Raw genomic sequence first — 22,919 nt, 5'->3', positions numbered from 1 at the left:
CCTCAAGCCGTTTCCGGCTTTACCTCACTGGGAAATTTCTGTTTCAAGGCGTCCACGAGTGGCCCCATCCGTGTTCCAAGTGATCCCTTAATCATAACAATATCGTTGGGACGAACGTCGGCCAGCAGCCGCTCGCGCAAGTCCTGTGACGTTTGTGCATAAGCTCCGCGCAGGCTGTCAGGCAAGCGTTCCCACAGTCTCTCCATGTGTGTACCCACACAATAAACGCAGTCGACTTTTGACTGCGTAATTTCACGCAGTAAATTTACATGGAAGCGGGCGGATTTATCCCCCAGCTCCAACATGTCCCCAAGGACTGCAATTTTGCGTCCACGCCGCTCGGGCACCTGTGCGCCCAGCAGTTCCAGCGCCGCTTTCATACTCGCAGGATTGGCATTATAGCTTTCATCAAAAAGCGTTGCCGAACCCCCAGCCAGTTGAAGCTGGTAGCTTTGGCCCCGCCCTTTTGGAGCCCGCATTTCTGCAAGAGCCAGCGCACCAAGTGCAAGATCTGCCCCCAGCGCTTGAACACCTGCCAGAACGGCAAGGGAATTGATCACATGGTGCGCCCCGGGAGCGCCGATCTTATAGGTAATTTCATGGCCCAAAACGGTTGCTGTCAGGCAGCTTCCCTCCTGGTTTTCGGCAATTTTGCCAGCGTGGCTGTCGGCCCCACTGCCAAAGCCGAACGTGACGACGCGCTTGATACCCTCAACGCTTGCCAGATACCGAAGCAAATCATATTGCCGGTTGTCTCGGTTCAAAATGGCAACACCGCCCGGCTCCAGTCCTTTGAAGATCTCCGCTTTGGCCTTGGCGATCTGCTCAACGGAATCAAAGGCGGCAAGGTGCACCGGCTCCACAGTGGTAATAATCGCCACATGCGGGCGCACCATCTTGGTCAGCGGTGTAATTTCGCCAGAGTGGTTCATTCCAATTTCAAAGATGCCGAAATCCGTATCCGCAGGCATGCGGGCCAGAGTTAAAGGAACGCCCCAGTGGTTATTGAAGGAAGCAACCGGCGCATGGGCTTTGCCTGAGGCAGAAAGCGCCAGACGCAAAGCTTCTTTGGTACCCGTCTTACCAACGGAACCAGTCACAGCAATTACACGGGCATTGGTGCGCTCACGCGCAGCGACACCCAGCCGCTCCAGCGCCCGCAGCACGTCTTCCACAATCAGGTAAGCGCCGCTATATTGAAGGATATCCGAGTGCGCTTCATCCACAACGGCAATAGCCGCTCCCTGCTCAAGGGCCGCATTGGCAAAGTCATGCCCGTCAAAGCGGTCTCCGGCAATTGCGAAGAAGGCATCCCCTTCTCCCACACTGCGGCTGTCAATGGAAATTCCGTTAATGATCTGGCTAGGTGTACCTCTCAGCTCACCGCCAATGGCCACGGCAAAGTCTTTCAAAGTCCAAAGAGCAGTGTCAGCCCCTTCCGGCTCGTCTTGCGCAAGCTGTGCATTGAGCAATTCCGGAGCGACATTTTCATCCCTTGGCGGAAGCGGAAGAACAATTGGCTTAATCCCGAAGCTGGTTTCAAAGGAAGGCCTTGGGGTCGGCTCTGGATCAGCCTCTACAACAGCCTCCTCCTCAGCAGGATTCTCCTCTTCAGCAAGAACCTCGTCCTCAGCGGGAAGATCGTCTTCAGCTGGCACCTCATCTTCAACTAGAGGCTCTTCATCAGCCTCTTCCGCTGCAAGACTTTCTTCTTCACCAGCAAGCTCCGGCGCATCCTCGGTTGAATGCTCTTGGTCTAACGGCGTTTCCTCGTCCGCATTCTCAACAATATCGGCTTCGGCTTCGGCTTCGGCTTCGGCTTCGGCTTCGGCTTCGGCTTCGGCTTCGGCTTCGGCTTCGGCTTCGGCTTCGGCTTCGGCTTCGGCTTCGGCTTCGGCTTCGGCTTCGGCTTCGGCTTCGGCTTCGGCTTCGGCTTCGGCTTCGGCTTCGGCTTCGGCTTCGGCTTCGGCTTCGGCTTCGGCTTCGGCTTCGGCTTCGGCTTCGGCTTCGGCTTCGGCTTCGGCTTCGGCTTCGGCTTCGGCTTCGGCTTCGGCTTCGGCTTCGGCTTCGGCTTCGGCTTCGGCTTCGGCTTCGGCTTCGGCTTCGGCTTCGGCTTCGGCTTCGGCTTCGGCTTCGGCTTCGGCTTCGGCTTCGGCTTCGGCTTCGGCTTCGGCTTCGGCTTCGGCTTCGGCTTCGGCTTCGGCTTCGGCTTCGGCTTCGGCTTCGGCTTCGGCTTCGGCTTCGGCTTCGGCTTCGGCTTCGGCTTCGGCTTCGGCTTCGGCTTCGGCTTCGGCTTCGGCTTCGGCTTCGGCTTCGGCTTCGGCTTCGGCTTCGGCTTCGGCTTCGGCTTCGGAAGACGTATCTTGGTCAGCTTCGCTTGCAAGAACTTCTTGCGCAATATCAGCAGTTTCTAACCCTGCACCCGCCAGTTCATCCAAAACCGCCTCAAGGCCCGCATCGAAGTCCAGATCCACTTTTGGCTCTGGCTCTGGCTCTGGCTCTGGCTCTGGCTCTGGCTCTGGCTCTGGCTCTGGCTCTGGCTCTGGCTCTGGCTCTGGCTCTGAAACTTCAACGGCAACATCGCGAAGGTCAAGTTCAAGGAACTCACCTTTAATTTCCGAAGAAATTTCAGGCACTGGATCAGCAGGAGCATCCTCGCTATTCTCCGCATCCGCTGGCGTTTCTATGAGTGAGACAGGCTCGTCCTTCTTTTCACTGCCTTGGATCAGCTCGTCCAGCTCCCTCAAACTGTCAGCCAACAGCTCCTCGGAGGCTTTCAGGTCTTCGCTCATATCCTGCAAAATATGGGTAAGATCACTGGAGTTGTGTTTCTCGTCAGAGGCCTCACTCTTAGGCTTTTCCTGCTCCCGCGTATCACCTTCCGCAGCAACCTCTTGTTCAGGTGCAGCGTCTTGCTTTACAGGCTCACCTTGCAAGTCAGATGTGAGCGCGTGCTCTTGGGAAGTAGTTTCAGGCACTTCCTGTTCCGGCTCGTCATCGTTTGACGACACTTCCTGTTCAATATCGCCTTCCTCACCCAAAATATCACCAACGCTCAGCTCAAGGCTTTCTTCCAGTGACAACACGACTTCAGAAGACGCCTCATCCTCAACCGCTCGAAGTTCTTCTAGGGCTTGTTCGGGGGACTGAGAAGCTTCTTCACCCTCCTCCGCTTCAGGTTCAGGCGGCGCAAAACTGGTAGACTCTCCCGCTTCCATCGCAGCTTCCATGGCCAGTCTTTCAACTGCAACCGTTAGCTCTTCAAGGGAGGGAACATCCCGTTCCAATTCTTTTACTGGCTGCTCCTTAGGAGTGCCTGCTGCCGTCTCTTCACTCAGCGGCTCAGCAAGCAAGCCATTGTCTTCAAGCTCATCGCCCTTGTCGCTTTCCGCTCCTGAAAGTTCCCCCAAATCCAGTTCTTCCACCAGCCCGTCAAGGTCAACAAGCGCACCATCTGCCACTGCCCCATTCTTTGCTCCAGTGACTTGGGAAAGCGCGTTTTCCTGTTCCGCCTGCAACAAGGCCCGCTTCAGCTCTTCATGGTCGGAAAAAGGAAGGACTTCATCGCCAACAATCTGGCCTGTCTCATGCCCTTTGCCAGCCACGCAAAGAACATCACCGCCGACCATCATTTCCACGGCGCGGGCAATCGCCTGCCCCCGATCACCAATTTCGATGGCAGCAGGGCAAGCATCCAGAATTTGAGCGCGAATGGCTTCAGGGTCTTCCGAGCGCGGATTATCGTCGGTTACGATGGTCACATCAGCAAGGTTTGCAGCAGCTGCTCCCATCAACGGGCGTTTGCCCGCATCCCTGTCTCCGCCGCACCCCATAACGCAAATCAAGCGCCCTTGGGTAAACGGGCGTAGAGCTGCAAGAACATTTTCAAGGGCATCTGGCTTATGGGCGTAATCCACAAACGCCAAAGCACCGTTATATTTCGAACCCACGTACTCAATCCGCCCCGGCGCGCCGGTCAAATGTTCAAGCGCTCTCATGGCGAGCGATGTCTTGATGCCCGATGCGATCGCAAGTCCTGCTGCGATCAAAGCGTTCGATACCTGGAAATCTCCGGCCAACGGCAGGACAATGGTGTAAACCCCTTCCACCGTCTCAACGCCCAGAACCTGACTAAACCCGTCTGGCACTACAGAAAGCAGGCGCAGGTTATCACCATTGGGGCCAACGGTGAACGGAATAAGCCCCCGTTCACCGGCCACTTCCAAAATACGATCGGCAAACGGGGTATCAGGATCCACCACAACAGCCGCCCCTTCCGGCAGCAGTTCCGAGAACAGCCTCAGTTTTGCCTGAAAATAGTCCTCAACCGTTTCGTGGTAATCCATATGGTCGCGGCCAAGATTGGTAAAGCCTGCCGCCATAAGGTTCACGCCATCCAGACGGAACTGGTCAAGGCCATGGCTGGAAGCTTCCATCGCCGCATGGGTGACACCGTCATTGGCCAGTTGTGCCAGATCGCGGTGCAAGGTGACCGGATCGGGTGTCGTCAGCCCGCCATAACTCTGGCCGGCTGATGTAACAGTGCCGATGGTTCCAAGACTTGCCCCGTGTACTCCGGCAAACTCGTAGATTTGGCGCACAAAAACAGCAACGGAGGTTTTCCCACTGGTTCCGGTCACTGCCACCATATTTTCCGGCTGGTGAACAGCAAAGCGGGCAGCCATATAGGCCAGCTCACGGCGCGCATCATGAGAGGCAACCAGAACAGCCTCACCTGCGTCTTTCACAACCTGATCGTTGACCTTGTCCGCATCCACCAAAATTGCAGCGGCACCAGCCTCAACAGCCTGAGCTATGAACTGGAGGCCGTCGACCCGCGAACCTTTCAGGGCAGCAAACAAAAAGCCCGGCTCAACAGCCCGACTGTCAGCGGTAAGGCCAAGAATATCAACTTTATCGCCATTTTCTGGCTGAACGGCGGTTTCAATTACATCTTTTAACAGCATGGCGTTGATATGTCCGGCCTATAAGTCTTCAATATGGCGTCCGCGCTCTTCATGGGCGCAGCAACCGACTTTCCCCAAAATTTTCACGCCGCTAAAATTTCACGGCGATCGTTTCTCCGTCCTCGGCAAAGTTAGGCTTCACCCCAAGCATTGGCGCAATTCTGCGAATGACAGCAGCAGTCGTTGGAACAGCATTCCAACCGGCAGTGGCGTAGTTCTGCCCCTCCAGTTTTTGCGGCTCATCAAGCGAAATCAGCACGACGTATTCAGGGTCTGCCATAGGGAATGCGGAAAGGAAACTGTTAAGGTAAAGTCCCTCCACATATTTACCGTTAACCACTTTTTGAGCGGTCCCCGTTTTTCCGCCCACATCATACCCGGGAACAGCTGCCTTACGACCAGACCCCTTCAGCACATTTAAGCGGTTTAAATAGCGAATCGCATCACTGGTTTCTTTGGAAACCGCCCGTGTTGCCACCTTCTGCGCCTGCTCTTGCGTGCGGGGAAAGAATGTAGGGTTGATGAGCTGCCCGCCATTCACCAGTGCCGCTGCCGCCGTTGCCGTATGCATTGGGGTTACAGAGATCCCGTGACCGAAGGAAATGGTCATGGCAGCCAGTTCATTCCACTTTGGCGGCATCAGGGGCCGCGCCCTCTCGGGAATTTCTGTATCCAGAGGCCTCGTCATGCCCAGCCGTGTCAAAAAGTCCTTTTGCGCTTCCACTCCTGCCGCAAGCATCATCCGTGCGGTGCCGATATTGGAGGAAAACACGAAGATTTCCGGAACAGACAGAACCCGCCGTTTGCCGTGAAAATCATTGATGGTTTTGCCGGAGACCCGAATAGGTTTGGTGGCGTCAAAGCTGTCATCTATTGACACTTTGCCGCTATCAAGCGCCATTGCCACCGTAATCCCCTTGAACACGGAGCCCATCTCGAAAACACCGGCGGTTGCCCTGTTCAGGCGATCAGGTCTCAACGCCTCTTGACGGTCATTGGGATCATAATCGGGCAAAGACGACATGGCGATCACTTCGCCGCTGTTCGCCTTCAGCACAATACCAACAGCAGCCTTTGCCTTGTAAAGCTCAAGCGCCCGCTCCAGCTCGTCCCGCACCGCATACTGCACCCGCAAATCCATGGAAAGCCGAACAGGTTCCAAAGAGGTATCGGTGGCAAATCCCAACTCGCGCAGGTCTTTCAGCCACGCACCGTCAATGTATTTCTCGATACCGGAAATACCTTTGCCATCCACATCCACAGTACCAAGAATATGGCCAGCGGTGCGGCCACCGGGATAAAAGCGTTTGCGCCCTTCTGTAAAGCCCACGCCCGGCAAGCCAAGCTGATGGATCTCCTCGCGCTGCGCAACAGAAATTTCACGCTTCAGCCAGATAAAGCCAGCATTACTCTTTAAGCGGGCCTCTATCTTGGGTGTATCCAGCTCCGGCAATACGGAAACCAGCCCCTCAAACACCTCATCCGCATCCGGAATTTTGCGCGGCTCGGCATAAAGGGAGGCGCTTTTGATGTCTGTGGCAAGAATTTCGCCATTCCGGTCTAGAATATCCGGACGCGACGCCTGCAAATTGGATTGGGAAGACGCATAGGACTCGCCTGTTTCGGGGGGCTGCAACCCCAAAACCACCAGCCGACCAGCAATCGCTACAAAGACAACAGAAAATGCCAGCATGGCAATGAAAATGCGAGATTTGGAAGGACCACGCCCCGCCACCGGGTTTCCCCCTTGAGAAAAGTGCGACGCATACCGATTGGAAGGGCTTTTAGGCAAATCCATGAAAAGCTCCTATTGAATATCGGGAAGCTTGCCCGCGTAGCCACCCATGCTGTCCGCCGCAACCGGCTCCAGCAGAACAGGCTTCACAGGAAGCGCTTCAACGGTTGTAATTTTCTCGGCACTCAAAGGCTCAAGCTGAAGATAGGTGTTGTAGCGATCAACCACACCTTGCAAACGGGAGGGCTGGTTCAAAGCGCTCCACTGTGCGCGGTACCACTGGATATCATCGCGCTCTTTCTGGATGTCTCGTTTAAGCTGCGCAACACGTTCCGTCAGGTGCTCCGCCGACATTTTAATGTCGTATACGGCAACGGCCCCCACAATAACCGCAAGCAAAAAGACAACGTTAATAATACGCAGCAAAACGTCAGCCTCCCAACCCTTCGAACGCCGCCAGACGCGGAACGCCTGCCCCATGAATATCCAATTCCCGTGCAGGAGCCTCCAACCTGCGTGCCGCCCGCAATCGGGCAGAGCGCGCTCTCGGATTTCCTGCAACTTCCTCGTCGCTGGCATCTTGATTACCCTTCACCACATATTCAAATGTGGCCGGTGGCACATCCACCTCGGGCATATGCCGCGACCCGCCCCCACGGGTCTTGGTCCGGTCTGCCAGAAAACGCTTCACGATACGATCTTCAAGACTATGGAACGTCACCACCACAAGACGGCCACCGGGCTTAAGAATTCGCTCCGCTGCCGCCAGCGCGCCCGCTGCCTGATGCAATTCCCCGTTCACATAAATGCGCAGAGCCTGAAACGTTCTGGTTGCAGGGTGGATACCCGGTTTCTTGGGGTTACGCCCCACAACCTTTTCCACCACCTTGGCCAGCTCCAGCGTACGCTCGAACGGCTTTTCCTCTCGCGCCCGGCAAATAGCCGCGGAAACTGCGGAGGCCCGCTTTTCCTCGCCAAGCAAGCCGATAATACGGGTCAGGTCTTTGCGTTCCATCTGGTTGACTACATCTGCAGCACTTGGCCCCGCCTGCTCCATACGCATATCCAAAGGCCCGTCACCGCGGAACGAAAAGCCCCGCTCCGGCTGGTCCAGCTGCATGGAGGAAACACCCAAGTCCATCACAACGCCGTCCACGCCCTCAAAGCCAAGATCACGGGCATGGGCATCCAGATCAACAAACTGCCCGTGCACAAGCTTCAGTTTACCATCTGATTCTTTTAGGAGAGGTTGACCACCGGCAATTGCATCGGGATCGCGGTCAATGGCAACAACAGTGCTGCCAGCTTGTAAAAACCTTGAGGTATAACCACCAGCACCAAAGGTCCCGTCAACTATAACCTCTCCCGGCATGGCATCCATTGCTGCCACAACCCGGTCCAGAAGAACAGGAATGTGACGGGTTGGTCCGCCAGCGCCATTGGATGTTCCATTGTCGCTACCTGTCATCACTCCGGTCCTTCTGTGTTCATTCCGGCAGCTCCGCCGCCTGACAGAACTGCAAGTGCCCGCTTCATTGCTTCTTCGCGGTGCGCCTTAAACTTTTCAGGTGCCCAAATCTGAAATTTGAACCCCTGCCCTACAAATGTGACCTCCTGATCAATGCCTGTATGTGCACGAACCATATCGGACAGAACCACGCGCCCGTCCCGATCCACCTTCAAGGTTTCACTAGCTCCAAACAGCGCGGTGGACAGAGCATCATACTCCAGAGACAGCGTTGAAAATCCGTCGAGTTTCTTTTGAATTTCACCCACGAGACCGTGCCCGCCCGCATCGACAGCTTCTTGAAACGGAGAGGGAAAGCAGTAAAGCCCCTCAAATCCGTCCTTCGCCAACGCCGCACGGAAAGGTGCAGGGATCGAAACACGTCCCTTGGCATCCACCCGATTGGTGTAGTGCGATACGAAGCCTGACATAAGTCCCTCGATGCGCGTGCAGCCCGAATGGGCGCGCCGTTCTTTCAAAAAATTACAAGACTAGAATGCTATTCCCCACCCACGCGTTGAACCGATCGAAACAAATCGGATTTCTACGGGATACTATGGGATAACATGGGACAGCATGGGACGTCAATAAAATGCCCCCATTTCGGCTGGTTAAGTTTTGCAAGGGTGCCGCAAAGGGAATTGCATGGGTTTCAATATAGCCATGATGGGATTTTATCCTTGTAATACAAAGATTTATGTTATCTTACTATTTGGATAAATCGTGGGGATAGCGGTTGAAACCTACGGGTAACATCGCCTTTAAGGTGAGATTTTCTTCGTATTTTTATTACGTAAACTTCGGTGAAAATTTGCTAAAATTTTACAGATCTATGGGATTTGACGGGTGTGTGGGGCAATTTCCCAGAGAATCCCAGAGAGCCCCAATCACGCGATAATATGCCCCTCAAATGGCCCAAGCCTCCCTATTCAGGCCCTGCTTGCCTCTCGTTCAGTTGTCATCTCCCTTGAGAACCGCACTCGATAAGGTAGCGATCGATGATCCAATCTAGAAACGTAGAGGCGCATACACCCAATATGATCGCAAAGGGGGCGACTTTTTTGATTCCCTCCCACCACAAGGGCAGAAAGGAAGCACCTTGCGCCAGATTAAGGCCAACCATAATTGCCGACATACCGGTTATCATGACCGTCAGCATACCAGCGGTCATTATGTATTTCTTATATTTGAGCGGAATTCGTTTCATGCGCTAAACCTCATTTACTTCTATCCTGTCATGGGATTTAATCATTCGCATCTGTCGTTCATAGACACAACATCGTAAGTTAATATTTCAAATATGAAATCATTAGACCTAAACTCACTCCATCGCTTCTACTTAGCTGTAAAGCTGGGAAGTCTGGCGAAGACCGCAAGTGTTTTAAAGGTCTCACCCGCCACCATGTCACGCAGCCTGACACAGCTGGAGGATGAACTGGGGTCAAAATTGATCCACCGCAACTCCAAACAGTTCCGATTGACTGCCGAGGGCGAACGTTATTATTCCAAGCTCAGCCCTCTACTGGAACAGCTGGATGAAGACCTTGCCGTATTACAGGATGAGGAATACGACCTTTCCGGAAAAATTCGCTTCTCTTGCCCTGAGACCCTTTATATTTCGCAGGTTCATGCTTGGATTTGCGAGTTCATGCAGCTTCACCCGAAAGTACGTATAGAGGTGGCCTTCACCTACTCCGAGCAAGATCATATCTCCAGCCGCATTGATCTTGGCATCACACTCAACTCCCCTCAGGCACCAGAGCTGGTCCAACGTAAACTTTTGGAAAAGTCCTACTGGATCGCAGCAGCCCCTGACTATCTATCTCGTGTCGGAACCCCGCAAAATGCAGGTGAGCTTGCCCAGTTCGACACCATAGGGATGGATAGTGAGGAGCTATGGATCTTTGAGGGCGCTGGAAAAGACAGGAAAGTTGCGGTTCAGCATCGTCTGGCCCTTCACAGCCTGCGTGCGATTGTAGATTCCGCCATTCTTGGCCTTGGCATTTGCCGTACCCCCAAAAACCTCATTGCGCCTGCAATCAGGGAGGGGAAGCTTGTGAGAGTGCTGGAGTATGAGACCGTTAAGCCTCAACCACTTTATCTCGTGACAACTCATAGGAAACTGATACCGGCTAGAGTGCGTAGCCTGAGAGATTTTATCCAACGTAAAGCAAAGAGTGACCTGCGCCAATGGACATAGACTGGGGCCCGTACCTTTCCTCAACGACCTCACTTCCGCACCGACCTGAAACAGAGTTGGCAGTGAAAGCCAACCAATCCCCCACTCGTACAGCGATAGATTGTGGATGCGGAGCAGGCCGGGATATTGCCTACCTCAGGGAGCAAGGTTATCAGACCTTCGGTTTTGATAGTGATGTTGCAACTGTCGATGTGTGCAAGCACCGCTTCGCGGACGACAATTCAGTCACCATCTCGCACGCGAGTTTTGAAACCTACGAGCCCCCGCAGGCAAGTTTAATTCTAGCCCATTCCAGCCTGTTCTTTTGCCCCCGATATACCTTCGAAATTTTCTGGGATAAAATCCTTAAATCTCTCGAACCCAAAGGGGTAATCAGCTGCAATTTCCTAGGTCAAAAAGACAGCTGGCTGGGAAAGCAGTTCCACCGTGGCTTTGCAGTGAACCTTCAAGAGATCAATAAGCTCTTCAGCCAGTTTGACATCGTGAAACTCTCAGAACGTAATGAAGATGGAGCAACTATTACAGGAGACCGCAAGCACTGGCACACCTACACCGTCATTGCACGCCGGAAGTAACGTCAAGCTTTGATGCTTCACGGTTAAAGGTGCGTAGAATGCTCCCTGCTCTTCTCAAGTACAGGTGAACGCATCCACGTTGAAATCCAACGCTCCTTCGCCAGACCTATCTCCACTCCTTCCGAGCCAGTTCACCCATAACGCTGTCAAAAAACATAAGGGCGACAACTCCCCGTCACTCATAGGGCTCGATTTTATCGGCTGTCAGTGTGTATCCGATTTGAGCCAGATCAGTATCTGTTGCAGTCAGCTTAAACCGGCCTGTCACATAAACAGGTTCAAAGAACCCTTCTGTTGCATAGGGCTGTTTCGCATTTACCAAGACAAGCTGGTTGGGCGGCGGCGGCGGCATGTGAATGCAGGCTCCTACAAACGGCGCGAGAATAAAAGTCGATATCCGTGTGGATTCAAAGTCCAGAGGGATCACAAACCCGGGCAAGCGGACCAGTTTATCATTAAACTTATCCGTCAAAGAATAAGTCAGAGACTGGCTGAAACCATTGGCATTCTCACTAAACTGCTCATTTTGTGCACCATTGGGATCACCAACAATAATGCCCTCCCCCTCTGCGGGCTCCAGATCCTCCCAGTATAATTCCAACACCTCCTCCGCTTGCGCTTTTGTCAAGGGCGGAAGAAGACCACTTACGGCAAGCCCCGATAAAAATAGCCGTCTGCTTAACATTTTCACTCCACTCATTCTAATAGTTCAGAACCACTTGTAATGGGCTACGCCCTGACACGCATGCCATCTGCCAGAGACACCCTGTAGGCACGAAGAGCCGGAGCCAAACCGGCCAGCGTACCGATTATAATAACAAAGCCTAGAAACTTCAGATCTTGAAGTGTAGGAGGACCAACTTCCAGATAGATGCCGAACTGTGTGTCTATGTAGGAGCGAGCTGCCAAAAGGGCGATATAGAAGAACCCTAGACCCAGCAGGGAAGCAAACAAACTCATGAGAGCAGCTTCCGCACTCAACAACACTATAATTGTTCGTGGCCGAGCACCTACAGCTCGTAAGGTTGCCATCTCGCGGCGCCTCTCATTCAAGCTGGAAAAGATCATCGCGACCATCCCAAGGAATGCTGTAGCTATGACCATAAGTGAAACGCCGATGATTGCCTTTTCGGCAGTATTCATAATGGTCCATAACTCGCTGAGGGCCACACCGGGGATAATGGCAAGAAGCGGCTCCTCAGAATATTCATTAATCCATCTTTGCAGCTTGAATATTTGCAGCCGCGATTTAACCCCAACAAGGGCCGCAGTCACGGAAGTCGGCTGAGAGTTGTAGGCACTGTGTCCGCCTTGCGAATGTATGGCGTCAATGGCCTCCAAGCTGACAATAACCGTTCTGTCTACTGGTGTTCCCGTTTTCTTAAGAATACCTGTCACCCTAAACGGATTGTCATCATGATCTATAAAGGACTTTAGTCCATGGCTAACAATAATCTTTTGGCCAATGGTATAGCCCAGCTGCTTTGCTACATCCGCGCCAACAACGGCCCCATTCAACCCGTCAACGACACTCCCCGACGCGAAGGCGAAGCTTTGCTTCCCACGATATTTGTAGTGCTTGAAAAAGTCTGCTGTTGTTCCCATCACCCGAAAACCACGATGGCTATCGCCAAGTGACATGGGAACCATCCAGTCCACTTCCCTACGGTTTGCGATATCCTGATAGCTTTGCCACGTGATGTTGTTGGTGGCATTTCCAATGCGAAATACTGAGTAAAGCAACAGCTGCACACTGCCCGTTCTTGCCCCAACGATTAAATCGGTTCCAGAAATCGTGTCCGTAAAACTACTTTTCGCCCCCACCCGAACTTTCTCCACCCCCAAAAATAAGGTCACAGACAGGGCGATGGATAGAACCGTGAGGCCAACAGTGAGCTTTCGGTTCCATAGAGACAGCCACGCCAATCGCAATAAGCTCATGCCAACTCTCCCGCACACTGGGTTAAGTCTTCCAGATCAATACGGCGGTTAAAATACTTTGCCAGTTGCAAGTCGTGACTCACCATTAAAAGCGTGGACCCAATACTCGAAACTTGCTCTCTCAAAACTTCTATGAAGGCTTTTTGAGAGTTGCCATCAAGTGCGGAGGTTGGTTCATCCGCAATAACCAACGCGGGCTTCCCTATGAGCGCACGAGCAGCAGCAACCCGTTGCTGTTGCCCGATGCTCAGCTCTGCTGCTTTTTGACCGGTAACCAGTTGACCATCCAGCCCCAGCGCCTTGGTAAGTCGCAGAGCCTCAGCTCTGGGGTCTTTCACCGACTTTGCACGCGCGGGGGCAAACTTTAGCGGTAAAAGAATATTATCAAGAGGAGAGGCATAGGGCAGCAAATTGAACATCTGAAAGATGATACCCATATGGTCGGCTCGAAACCTGTCTCTTTTCGCTCCTTTGAGACGCGTGATGTCTACACCACCTACCGTTATAGCTCCTTGGTTTGGCTGAATAATGCCGCAAATCAAATTGAGAAGTGTAGACTTTCCTGCCCCACTTGCCCCGCTCAGCAGCACTGTTTCACCCACATCAATTCCAAGGTTTTCTATGTGTAGAGAAAACTTCTGAGCACCTGACCATGCGTACTCAATATTCTGGATTTCAATTGCCCTATGCACTTGCGTCCCCTAGTTCCGCGCCGCTGCCGCTAGTTTAAGGAGGGGGGCGCTGCGGCTAACTTCATCTTTTAGAGCTGTAGAGGGCGTCACCAATTGCACTTCCAGTTCCTCAGCATTCTTAAACTCTGTAAAGTAGGGGAACTCGATTTGGGTCAGTTCCCCGATGTTTGCGCAGGTTAGTTCATAAAGGGCAGAAAATTCTGCGTGATGCTCTTCATGCTCGGCCCCATTTGAGGAGTGACCATGATCCAGTTCCTCTTCTTCATCAACTAAATTTGTTTGCACTGAAACGACGCTACACTGCGCGGCTTCAGGCAGGACAAATAACGCATTGAAGCTATTCAACTTATCAAGTGCATCTGTCATGGCAGTTTTTTCTTCGGCAGTTTCCGCTTCATGTTCGAAACCAACCAAATCATACCCCGGAGCCTCTAGCTCCAGTAGCAAACTGTTGCCATCAATGGAGATATTGAGTTTGCCATGACCATGCTCATGGGCATCAACATGCCTTATTTCTTGAGCAAAGGCAGAAGAAACGCAAACGGAGAAAGCAGCACATAATACGATAGGGGTTAGTCGCATAAAAACACCATATTCAGAAGGTTTATAAACGTCAAAATTCGAGCAGCTCTTAATGTAATGTTATTACATAACATCTCTAAGTCAAGCGACTTGAAGACCATTGACTTAACGAGCTCGTTTCTCATTTTTCTCGCTGAACCTACTGAAATACTTGATACAAACAGGCTAAAGATTTCAAGTACTGCTCGTTTGGATAGATTTTCCCCACAGCTTTACAGTCAGCCACTAAGAAAACAAAGATGATGTCATAGCTTCAGCTAATTTAAATCTATGGTATATTTTCCACATCATCGCACTCATAGGAAGTATCATCCTTTCAATTATAAAGTGGATGCTGTTTATTAACAGTTGTTAACCTTTCCTGCCCCCTATACTGAATTTGTTCATCAAAAACGAAAAAAAGTATCACTATGCTTTCAAGAATTCTCATTGTGGCAGCAACCCTGCTATTTATCACGGGCTGCCAGACCAGCGCACCAAGAGGCCCATCCCAAGGCCCTAAAAACTTCTCTAACAGATCCAACTACCTCATCGTTCCCTTAGACTTGGTGAACTTTAAAGGTCAGCCGGGTTTCTGCGAGATCGACAAAGACACAAACATTGCATCCTGCGATCCAAAACACTTCCAGTTTGGTGCCCTCTCCCAAAGGCTCATCCAATCCAGCATTGGTCCCTTGTTCTTTGCATCCAAGCGCAGCAACCGCTCGGGCCGTTTTGCTTTTGCAGGAACATTACATAAAGAACCCGGTCGGGAAATCATTACCAGCATGGGAAAGAGCACATTCGTGGCTGACTTTAAGCCGGGAACAGTTGTGATTATTGCCAATGTAAAGAAGAGCAGGGAGCAAGCCCTGATCAATACGGTTAGAGCAACCCTCCTGCAAAAGTTTGGCAGGCAGGTCCAGTTCATGAAATATACCGTGGCCCAGCCCTATTCTCTTGACTGTGACAGTGACGAGGGCTTAGGGGCATTCAATCCAAGAAGCGCCAAGTGTAAAGTCACAAGGAAGTAATTCCTGCAAAAACACTGCAGGGCCAAGTCCTGCGGTGGATTTTGCACATTACGTAACCACAACTAAAGAATAAAATGCCAGTCGGTCTATAAGCCGGGTTTTGTATGGCATGCACCCGAAAGCACACACGCGGCGACTATTCATCTGGGACGCCCATTGCTGAGCGCCTCTAGCAACCAACCCGGGTGGTCAGGTCTGGAAAAAGACTGGAAGACAAGCTTCCGCGCCACCCCTATTCGGTTTTGCTCCCGGTGGGGTTTACCATGCCAGCACTGTTGCCAGAGCTGCGGTGAGCTCTTACCTCACCCTTTCACCCTTACCCTCACATGTGAAGGCGGTTTGCTTTCTGTGGCACTTTCCCTAAGGTCGCCCTCGCCGGACGTTATCCGGCACCGTTTTTCCATGGAGCCCGGACTTTCCTCCCCCACGGCCTTTCAGCACTTGTGGCAGCAGTCGCCCGACCGACTGGCCTGCCTCACCTACGTCTAGTAACCGCCAAGGTCAAGCCTCTTTAAGGCTTTCCTTTAAAGAAGAGCTTTTAAATGCTGCACAAATGTTTGAGCAGTGGGTGCATTCAGCTCGGAAAATCCCAGCACCAGCCCCTGTTTTTTGGCACTAAGGTAATGAAGAGACAAAGGGTTCACACCAAAGCCTGCCCTGTTCAGATTATCGGCTATTGCCACATCATTACACTCTTCTGGAAGAAACAGCGGCATTTGCAAACCACCTACCGGTTTTGAAAACCCTACCGTATTGCCCAAGCTCCCACGTAGAGCACTCATTAAGATCTCAGCGTTTGTCTGGTAGGCCCCACGAATTTTGCGAAGATGCGAACGGTAATATCCCTCTTCTATGAAGTGAGTCAACGCCGCCTGAGCATGTACATTGCCCAGCATTCCCATGGACTGGTGAGCTGTGCGTAGTTCTTCCAAGTGCCCCACTGGCATCACCGCATAGGCCAGTCTGATGGCGGGCATCAAGCTTTTTGCGGCCGTTCCCAGATAGATAATATTATCACTCTGCCCCAACCCTTGAAGGGAAACGAGCGGACGCCCCTCCCAAAGAAACTCACTGTCATAATCATCCTCCAAAATCATGGCACCGGTTTGGGCTGCAAAGGCCACCAGTTCCTCCCGCTGCCTCATGCTCATGCGCATGCCCAGCGGGAATTGGTGGGAGGGCGTCACGTATATAAGGGAATACGCTTGCCTTGGCGCGGCCTTCACACCTTCAGACGGGTTAAATCCATGCATGGTGAGGCCAGAGGTCTGCAAAGCATCCCGTGCCCCCAAGTATCCGGGATCTTCCATAAGCGCATGGTCCTGCGGGTCACTGTAGCACTGTGCCACTAGCGAAATGGCCGCTTGTACACTGGGAAATATAAAGACCTGCTCCGCTACGGCTTTTACCCCGCGCTCCTGCGCCAGATATCGGGCCAGCACCTCCCGCAGCTCTGGTAAGCCCTGACGGTGATCATACCCCAGCACCCCGCCCTTCACCATGCGGGCTGCACGCCTTAACGAGCGCGCCCACTGTTCATAGGGAAACAGCTCTTTCGAAGGCTCCCCCGGACGCATAAGCTCGCCCCGTGCTCCCGCTGGTTTATAGCGGCTGGCACAAGCATATTGCTGGCCCCGCTTGGAGAGGCGCCCAGCCTTGGCAACCGGTAAAGGCTCCCCTTCCACCGCAAACGCACCCGCTCGCGCCCGAACAACAGGAGCCGTCCCGCTGCACACAAGGATCAATTCCTCTGCAATAAGCAGTTCATAGGCACTGTTTACAGTATTACGGGAAACGCCAAGGCTACTGCTCAGCCTGCGAGATGAGGGAAGCTTCTCTCCTTCCCTTACCCTGCCAGTGACAATGGCAGTACGAAGCCCGCGGTAAATCTGGCTGGAAAGGGGAATGGGTGAAACGCGATCCAGATTGATCAGATACTCAAGCAAACTGGTACCATACTTTGTGTCTTGGGATTTTTTCTATAGAGCCAAATCTACTCGATTTCCAGCAGTAAGCCAGAACTTTAGACTAAGCGGTAAGGCCCAGTCAGAGCTTTCTCATAATTTTAAGGGAGTTCTCATAGTCATAGGGGTGACCAACACCGATCACTTCAACACCTAACAGGGAGCCAGAAATGGCCACGCATCGCAGGAGGTATTTGAATGCTCTCAAGTGATGCCAGCCGTAAATGGTGGGTTCTGGGGGCAATGGGCTGCATACTGGCCATCATGCTGCTAGGCTCCACAGTGATAGGCGTGATCCTGCCGGCAATGAGCAAAGATATTGGACTGTCAGAGCTTGGTTCTCACTGGGTGATCAACGCCTATTTTCTGGTGCTGGCGGTGGGAGTTGCTGTTTTCGGACGTATCGAGGACATACTGGGGCAAAAGTCCATCTTCTTTTTAGGACTGCTGTTGTTTGCAGTATCATCCGCCTTGTGTGCCACCGCACAAGATACCGCAATGATGGTTGGTGCCCGTATAGGTCAGGGCCTTGGCGCAGCATTCTTTCTACCTTGCGGCCTGTCTATTATCGCAAATGTATTTGAGCCGGACCAGCATGGGTTTGCCTATGGTATCCAAACAGCAATCGGCTGTATTGCTATGGCCTTTGGTGTGGTTGCCGGTGGCATAGTTGCCGAAGCCATATCATGGCGATGGGTCTTCTGGTTCAATATCCCGCTTCTTCTGGCAATTGCTCTCATCATGCTTTGGAAAGGCCGTGACAAAGCAAAGGGTCTAAGTGTCTTTTCTTCAAGACCAGCCCAAAGAGAACCTTTCGACCTAACAGGCTGCCTATTGTTCACTCTAGGGCTGTGCCTTAGCGTCATCGCGATGTTACAGGTCGTCCGATGGGGCTACATCCTATCGGGAAGTACACTATTAATCAGCATAGTTCTCTTGGCCGTGTTCTACAGACAAGAAAAAAGAACAAAAGCATCCTTCATAGATCTCTCTCTTTTTAAGAGTAAAGGATTTACCTCCTACAATCTGGTAATCGTTGCAGGACAGTTCCTACAAACATCGACGATGGTTTTTGTTCCGATTTTTCTGCAAAGCGGGATGGGGCTCAATCCCCTCTGGGGCGGGCTTGCGATGTTACCGGCGTTCATTCACCTTCCGCTCACATCCATCTGGTGCGGCCGTATTTCCGATAGGTGGCCGGAACGCAAGCTGGCTCTCTCCACTCTGGCTATAAGTGTTATCACCCTCACCCTGATCGGGGTCGCCGCCTATTTCAAATCTTACTGGCTTTTCATTCCTGGCCTTATCCTTTGGGGGGTAGCTTTTCCATTTCACTTTGTCCCCTCAAGGAAAGCTGTTGTAGAAAGCGTTACCAGAGATGAAGTGGGTCAGGCCAGCGGCATTTGCCTTGCCTCCCAGCTGGTTGGCGGGGCGGTTTACGTTTCCTACGCCAGTGCAGTCCTGTCACTTTTTGAAAGTTACACGCTGCTGTTTGTCAGCACTGGCGGCTTACTCCTGCTGATCTGGCTGCTTGTTTTTGCATGGATGCCAAGGAAAATAGTGATCGAGATCAATCAGGCCGGTGGTTCTTGAAGCTCCTTCGTCACAGAGTATTTACTCTCCTCAAAGGAAGCGGAGAAAACCTACAGTTTAATAACCGGAGAGCCTTTTTAATGGGCAGACCGACACTCTGGAGATTACCATGGGAAAACTAAAAACAAGCATCTGGATCGTTCTGCTGAGCTTGCCATTTTGGACATATCCGCTCTTCAACGCATCTGCGGAAGAAAAATACATAGACAACCGCAGCACCCCGCAAGGCCTTATCGCCAGCCTCTACAACGCAATAAACTCAAAGCAATACGCCCGCGCCTACAGCTATCATGAATCTGGCACCATTAAAGAGCCCTATCAAACATGGCTTGATGGCTATAAAACCACAAAGCACGTGAAAGTTATCCTTGGAAAAACACAGGCCGAGGGAGCCGCTGGCAGTATTTACTGGTCTTTACCAGTCGCCATAAGAGCTGAACACACAGACGGGGCCACTCAGGTTTTCGCAGGGTGTTACGTCCTTCATCTGACACAACCCCTCATGCAGCAAACACCTCCTTACATACCTATGCAGATAAAGCAGAGTAATCTGGTCAAAAGCTCAAAGCCCTTTGAGCAGTCCCTACCCAAAAGCTGCCCTGACAGTTAGAGGCTCCCCTTAAAGCGCGTTCCGTTTGATTGGACTTATTCAGCGGCTAAACAATAGGTTAAAGCAGCGCCAACTGTCCTGTTATATTTGGGGAGTCGTTGAGTACACCAACAAACTGGTTCCTAGAAATTCCACAGAAGTGGATCTTTAAGGAACCAGCTTGTTGGGCAATACTGATCCTATGTGCCGATTAGTGCTCAAAACCGAGGATCAGATGACGGTTCAAAACAACAAAAGTTTCCAAACACCCGCAGGCCCGGACACGCAGTCAAGACCGCCGAAGTTTGCAAGGGTACGCAACACCAAGTACGCAGATTATGACTGGGATACGATCCAGCCAATTCTGGCAAGTTCACTGGTGGCTCACATCGGCTTTGTGAACGAAGACAGGCCCATGGTTATTCCAATGGCCTTCGCAATTCACGAGCGCACGCTTTACCTGCACGGGGCAAAAGCCACGCGCATTATCAAAGGCGTTGCAAACGACACATGGCTATGCGCCACATTCACCCATGTGGATGGCATTGTTATCGCCCGCTCGGCATTCCATCACAGCTGTAACTATAGAAGCGCCGTTCTACAGGGCAGAGCAAGGCTGGTGAACGACTTTGACGAGCACACATTCGCCTTGAAGGCAATCACCGAGCACCTTTTACCGGGCCGCTGGGACGAAGCGCGTCCCATGAACGAGAAGGAGCAAAAAGCCACCGGAGTTCTGGCTCTGGATATCGAATATGCCAGCGCGAAAATCCGTCAAGGCGGTCCAATTGATGACGCAGAAGATTATGGCGGCGACGTCTGGGCCGGTGTCCTACCGACAACGCTTGCTATGGGCCAGCCACTGGATGATGGAAAGCTACCCAAAGGCACTGCCATTCCTCAATCCACTTTTGCCGCTAGGCGAAAGTTTCTCTAGTCAAACTTCAGGAAAACACCCAAAAGTGATTTGGTTTTAGCCCATTTCCCGCACGTACCTTAATCGGAAAGCCAGCATCAATTTTTCGGAGATACGCTGTAAAAGAGTGGCGGATGGTTGGTATATTTTGCCCAAACCAACCATCCGGCGTCCTTGCAGACACTCTGACCCTGAGGGTCAGACATTTGCTAAACTCGTTTTAGTGGGATGCCCGTATCCTCGTGTGCGCCTGCCAAGGCGCTTGCAGCCAAATTAGCTGTTCAGTATGCCTTTCACGCGCTGACAGTAACGTGCGCTGATTTTGTTCATGCGTTTGGCACCATGGCCAGCGTTGTAGCGAAGAATTGTGCCGCACAAGTTGCCGCCCGCTTTCTTGTGTGCACCAGCAAGGTACTTCATGCCCCATTCAAGGTTTGTCTCTGGTGCGTACAGCGCTTTTGTGGAGCCCTTGTAGCCCATGCCCCGCGCGGTAGCCGGTTTAATCTGCATCAAGCCAACTTCACCAGCCAAGCCCCGTGCTTTGGCGTTGAAGTTGCTTTCCACCTGCACAACAGCCCGGGCAAGGTCATGGGGAACGCCATGCTTCTTTGCTTTTTGCTTGATCAGCTTGTCATAGGAACTTGTTTTCGGTGCCGCCTCGGCATCTGTAACAACCGGAAGTACACCACCCACACCAGCAAGCAAAAGACCCGTAGCAACAAAAGAATGAATAGTAAATTTTTTAATGGAAGTGATCATATAGTTAATTCCTGACACGTTTTGTTTTGAGCGGGGCGGTTTATCGCCGCCAGATGTGACAGGATTCTGATTTGTCTGATCACGAAGTATTTCAGAATCTATGGAATTACTAAGGCAAACCTATATGAATATGGCTCAATTACGGCCTAATATGGTCAACTTGGACTCATATCAGACCGTACTCGCACCTCTTTAAGACCTTCCGTTACGTAATGATCCTCACGAGGATGTTACCGTATTTTACTGATGCCCTAACGTTCACCCAGCTTTGGAAGGGCCGCCAATAGGGCATGAAGGGTGGCAATTGTCTGAGCATCGGCAATCCCGTCCACCACTTTTGGTCTATAATGGCGCTGAAACGCGGTAACCGCATCAAAAGTCGCCGTGTCATAAACGCCTGTGGGCATGACATCGTATCCATACAGGCCAAGAAGAGACTGGATGGCCTCCACAGGCTGCCCCTCATCACCCAGCTGAAAGAAAGAGGAACTGTTAATTTCCACTGGCTTTATATAGTGGCCGATGTTGGCAGCTGCCAGCTGGTCCCACGGAAAGTGCTCGCCCGGATCCTCTTTGCGTGAAGGTGCCACATCGGAGTGCCCCAGCACCCGCTCCGGTGCAATGGCATGACGCGCTCCAATGTCTTTCACCAGTGCGATCACCGCATCAACTTGCACCTGCGGATAGTCAGGAACGCCCCGCGCATGCCCCGCATTTACCACCTCGATACCAATACTGCGCTCATTAATATTGGTCTGACCCTTCCAGCTCGCTTTTCCAGCATGCCAGGCCCGCCTGCTTTCCGGTACCATTTGCAAAATACCGCCATCTTCATGGATCAGATAATGACAGGAGACTTCTGCCCGCGGATCACACAATCTGGATATAGCCAGTTCTGCCGTATCCATACCGGTATAATGAAGAATGATCATATCAATGGCAGCCTCCCCCCGCTCGTTATGGTTCGGGGATGGGTGCAAGCGTGCTGGCACAGTACATTCTACTTTTTTATTCATAGTCCACGTTCCGCGCAGATCTGCTCATAGGCAGTGTTGAGGGAAGCAAGGCGATCACTTGCAATTTTAACAAACTCTTCCGGCACGCCGCGCCCTATAAGTTGATCAGGGTGGGTTTGCCGGACTTCCTGCCGGTAGTGCCTACGGATTTCATCATCGCTGGCATCGGCAGATATACCCAATATTAAATAGGGGTCACTTCCAGAAGACCGGATATGGCGGGCCTTGATTCTGGAATAGGCCACTGGGTCGATCTGAAAAATCTCGGCAATACGTGCCAGATAGGCATCCTCGCACCTGTGCAAAATACCATCGGCCTTGGCGATGTGGAACAACCCATCAAGGATATCAATCCGCGTTGCCTCATCTTCAGAAAACAGCTCAAACAGCTTGGTCGCATAGGCTTCAAAGCCCGCTACATCCTGCTGGGCAAGGTTGAACAAGCGCGCCACATTGCGCTCTTCTTTTTCCGGAATATCGAACAAATCGCGAAACGCCAGCACTTCGTCAGTCGTCACCACCCCGTCCGCCTTGGCCATTTTAGCGGAAAGGGCAATCATGGCCACGGTAAACGCCAAGGAGCGACGCTCCTCCTCAGCCGCTCGAATCATAGATTGCAAGAGCTCGAGAACGTGGCTGCTGCCCTGCTGCAGCAAACCGACAATATTAGAAAGACGGGTCCATATACTCATAGATTGACCATATCCCAAACACAGAGAATCCGCGAGATATCATAGGCGTCACCCCCAGTTATTGAGCCAAGCTATTGACCTGAGATAAAAATGACACCTACAATCATAGGTAGATTCACAAACAAAACACTATTTGAAAAACCAACCCTATTAGAAGCTCTTTTTCGTATTGGCCTTT

Annotated in this window: 20 protein-coding genes and 1 other RNA gene; 6 read left to right on the top strand and 15 right to left on the bottom strand. The window is 52.1% G+C overall.

The annotated features are described in order from the left end of the window. Nucleotides 1-2: 2 nt before the first annotated feature. The 6 genes from P6574_RS03925 to P6574_RS03900 all read right to left on the bottom strand — a co-directional run bounded on the left by P6574_RS03925 (nucleotide 3) and on the right by P6574_RS03900 (nucleotide 9,380). Nucleotides 3-4,967, bottom strand: a complete 4,965-nt coding sequence (locus tag P6574_RS03925; protein ID WP_310619083.1) for a UDP-N-acetylmuramoylalanyl-D-glutamyl-2,6-diaminopimelate--D-alanyl-D-alanine ligase — start codon at nucleotides 4,965-4,967, stop codon at nucleotides 3-5. A gap of 91 nt (nucleotides 4,968-5,058) precedes the next feature. After that, on the bottom strand, nucleotides 5,059-6,765 hold the full coding sequence (locus P6574_RS03920; RefSeq protein WP_310619082.1) for a peptidoglycan D,D-transpeptidase FtsI family protein: 1,707 nt from the start codon (nucleotides 6,763-6,765) through the stop codon (nucleotides 5,059-5,061). A gap of 9 nt (nucleotides 6,766-6,774) precedes the next feature. Continuing rightward, nucleotides 6,775-7,128, bottom strand: a complete 354-nt coding sequence (gene ftsL / locus P6574_RS03915; protein ID WP_310619081.1) for a cell division protein FtsL — start codon at nucleotides 7,126-7,128, stop codon at nucleotides 6,775-6,777. A 4-nt stretch (nucleotides 7,129-7,132) separates the two neighbouring features. Beyond that, the gene (gene rsmH, locus P6574_RS03910) at nucleotides 7,133-8,173 is read right to left on the bottom strand and encodes a 16S rRNA (cytosine(1402)-N(4))-methyltransferase RsmH (RefSeq protein ID WP_405048072.1); all 1,041 of its coding nucleotides are present in this window, start codon (nucleotides 8,171-8,173) and stop codon (nucleotides 7,133-7,135) included. Next, the gene (locus P6574_RS03905; protein WP_310619079.1) at nucleotides 8,170-8,640 is read right to left on the bottom strand and encodes a division/cell wall cluster transcriptional repressor MraZ; all 471 of its coding nucleotides are present in this window, start codon (nucleotides 8,638-8,640) and stop codon (nucleotides 8,170-8,172) included. The genes rsmH and P6574_RS03905 overlap by 4 nt, the downstream gene beginning before the upstream one ends. A gap of 527 nt (nucleotides 8,641-9,167) precedes the next feature. Continuing rightward, complete coding sequence (locus P6574_RS03900) at nucleotides 9,168-9,380, bottom strand: hypothetical protein (protein WP_310619078.1); 213 nt, start codon at nucleotides 9,378-9,380, stop codon at nucleotides 9,168-9,170. Nucleotides 9,381-9,509: 129 nt separating this feature from the next. Between P6574_RS03900 and P6574_RS03895 the strand changes: the two genes are divergently transcribed. Together P6574_RS03895 and P6574_RS03890 are read left to right on the top strand one after the other, a co-directional pair. Further along, entirely contained in the window at nucleotides 9,510-10,409 is a 900-nt protein-coding gene (locus P6574_RS03895) for a LysR family transcriptional regulator (RefSeq protein ID WP_310619077.1), read from the top strand. Further along, complete coding sequence (locus tag P6574_RS03890; RefSeq protein WP_310619076.1) at nucleotides 10,400-10,984, top strand: class I SAM-dependent methyltransferase; 585 nt, start codon at nucleotides 10,400-10,402, stop codon at nucleotides 10,982-10,984. The genes P6574_RS03895 and P6574_RS03890 overlap by 10 nt, the downstream gene beginning before the upstream one ends. A 175-nt stretch (nucleotides 10,985-11,159) precedes the next feature. Here P6574_RS03890 and P6574_RS03885 read toward each other — a convergent pair whose 3' ends face one another. The 4 genes from P6574_RS03885 to P6574_RS03870 form a co-directional block, all read right to left on the bottom strand. After that, nucleotides 11,160-11,585 (bottom strand): DUF3299 domain-containing protein, encoded by a 426-nt coding sequence (locus P6574_RS03885; RefSeq protein WP_310619075.1) that lies wholly within the window; start codon nucleotides 11,583-11,585, stop codon nucleotides 11,160-11,162. 128 nt (nucleotides 11,586-11,713) lie between these two features. Beyond that, a complete protein-coding gene (locus P6574_RS03880) occupies nucleotides 11,714-12,925 on the bottom strand; it encodes an ABC transporter permease (protein ID WP_310619074.1) in 1,212 nt (403 codons plus the stop codon). Then, nucleotides 12,922-13,617 (bottom strand): ABC transporter ATP-binding protein, encoded by a 696-nt coding sequence (locus P6574_RS03875; protein ID WP_310619073.1) that lies wholly within the window; start codon nucleotides 13,615-13,617, stop codon nucleotides 12,922-12,924. Before P6574_RS03875 ends, P6574_RS03880 begins: the two co-directional genes overlap by 4 nt. A 9-nt stretch (nucleotides 13,618-13,626) precedes the next feature. Beyond that, entirely contained in the window at nucleotides 13,627-14,199 is a 573-nt protein-coding gene (locus tag P6574_RS03870; RefSeq protein WP_310619072.1) for a DUF2796 domain-containing protein, read from the bottom strand. Between the two features lie 410 nt (nucleotides 14,200-14,609). Here P6574_RS03870 and P6574_RS03865 point away from each other — a divergent pair, with 410 nt between their 5' ends. Further along, entirely contained in the window at nucleotides 14,610-15,212 is a 603-nt protein-coding gene (locus P6574_RS03865; protein WP_310619071.1) for a hypothetical protein, read from the top strand. A gap of 73 nt (nucleotides 15,213-15,285) precedes the next feature. On the opposite strand, the gene rnpB is transcribed toward P6574_RS03865, so the two are convergent. Together rnpB and pdxR are read right to left on the bottom strand one after the other, a co-directional pair. Continuing rightward, an RNA gene (rnpB, locus tag P6574_RS03860) (RNase P RNA component class A) lies at nucleotides 15,286-15,681 on the bottom strand. 55 nt (nucleotides 15,682-15,736) lie between these two features. Further along, the gene (gene pdxR / locus P6574_RS03855; RefSeq protein WP_310619070.1) at nucleotides 15,737-17,158 is read right to left on the bottom strand and encodes a MocR-like pyridoxine biosynthesis transcription factor PdxR; all 1,422 of its coding nucleotides are present in this window, start codon (nucleotides 17,156-17,158) and stop codon (nucleotides 15,737-15,739) included. Between the two features lie 216 nt (nucleotides 17,159-17,374). Here pdxR and P6574_RS03850 point away from each other — a divergent pair, with 216 nt between their 5' ends. The 3 genes from P6574_RS03850 to P6574_RS03840 all read left to right on the top strand — a co-directional run bounded on the left by P6574_RS03850 (nucleotide 17,375) and on the right by P6574_RS03840 (nucleotide 20,295). Beyond that, nucleotides 17,375-18,769 (top strand): MFS transporter, encoded by a 1,395-nt coding sequence (locus P6574_RS03850; RefSeq protein WP_310619069.1) that lies wholly within the window; start codon nucleotides 17,375-17,377, stop codon nucleotides 18,767-18,769. 109 nt (nucleotides 18,770-18,878) lie between these two features. Further along, a complete protein-coding gene (locus tag P6574_RS03845) occupies nucleotides 18,879-19,379 on the top strand; it encodes a hypothetical protein (protein WP_310619068.1) in 501 nt (166 codons plus the stop codon). 163 nt (nucleotides 19,380-19,542) lie between these two features. Beyond that, nucleotides 19,543-20,295: a pyridoxamine 5'-phosphate oxidase family protein gene (locus P6574_RS03840; protein ID WP_310619067.1), complete on the top strand. Its 753-nt coding sequence runs from the start codon at nucleotides 19,543-19,545 to the stop codon at nucleotides 20,293-20,295. Between the two features lie 252 nt (nucleotides 20,296-20,547). Here P6574_RS03840 and P6574_RS03835 read toward each other — a convergent pair whose 3' ends face one another. From P6574_RS03835 to P6574_RS03825, 3 genes are all read right to left on the bottom strand, one after another. Further along, complete coding sequence (locus P6574_RS03835; RefSeq protein ID WP_310619066.1) at nucleotides 20,548-21,033, bottom strand: lytic transglycosylase domain-containing protein; 486 nt, start codon at nucleotides 21,031-21,033, stop codon at nucleotides 20,548-20,550. A 251-nt stretch (nucleotides 21,034-21,284) separates the two neighbouring features. Beyond that, nucleotides 21,285-22,049: a peptidoglycan recognition protein family protein gene (locus P6574_RS03830; RefSeq protein WP_310619065.1), complete on the bottom strand. Its 765-nt coding sequence runs from the start codon at nucleotides 22,047-22,049 to the stop codon at nucleotides 21,285-21,287. Beyond that, nucleotides 22,046-22,741, bottom strand: coding sequence for a DnaJ family molecular chaperone (locus P6574_RS03825; protein ID WP_310619064.1), 696 nt, complete (start codon nucleotides 22,739-22,741; stop codon nucleotides 22,046-22,048). Before P6574_RS03825 ends, P6574_RS03830 begins: the two co-directional genes overlap by 4 nt. Nucleotides 22,742-22,919 lie beyond the last annotated feature (178 nt).

Source organism: Pseudovibrio sp. M1P-2-3 (assembly GCF_031501865.1).
Lineage (GTDB): Bacteria > Pseudomonadota > Alphaproteobacteria > Rhizobiales > Stappiaceae > Pseudovibrio > Pseudovibrio corallicola.
The sequence above is the reverse complement of the archived record's forward strand: the minus strand, read 5'-3'. Positions and strand labels throughout refer to the sequence as shown.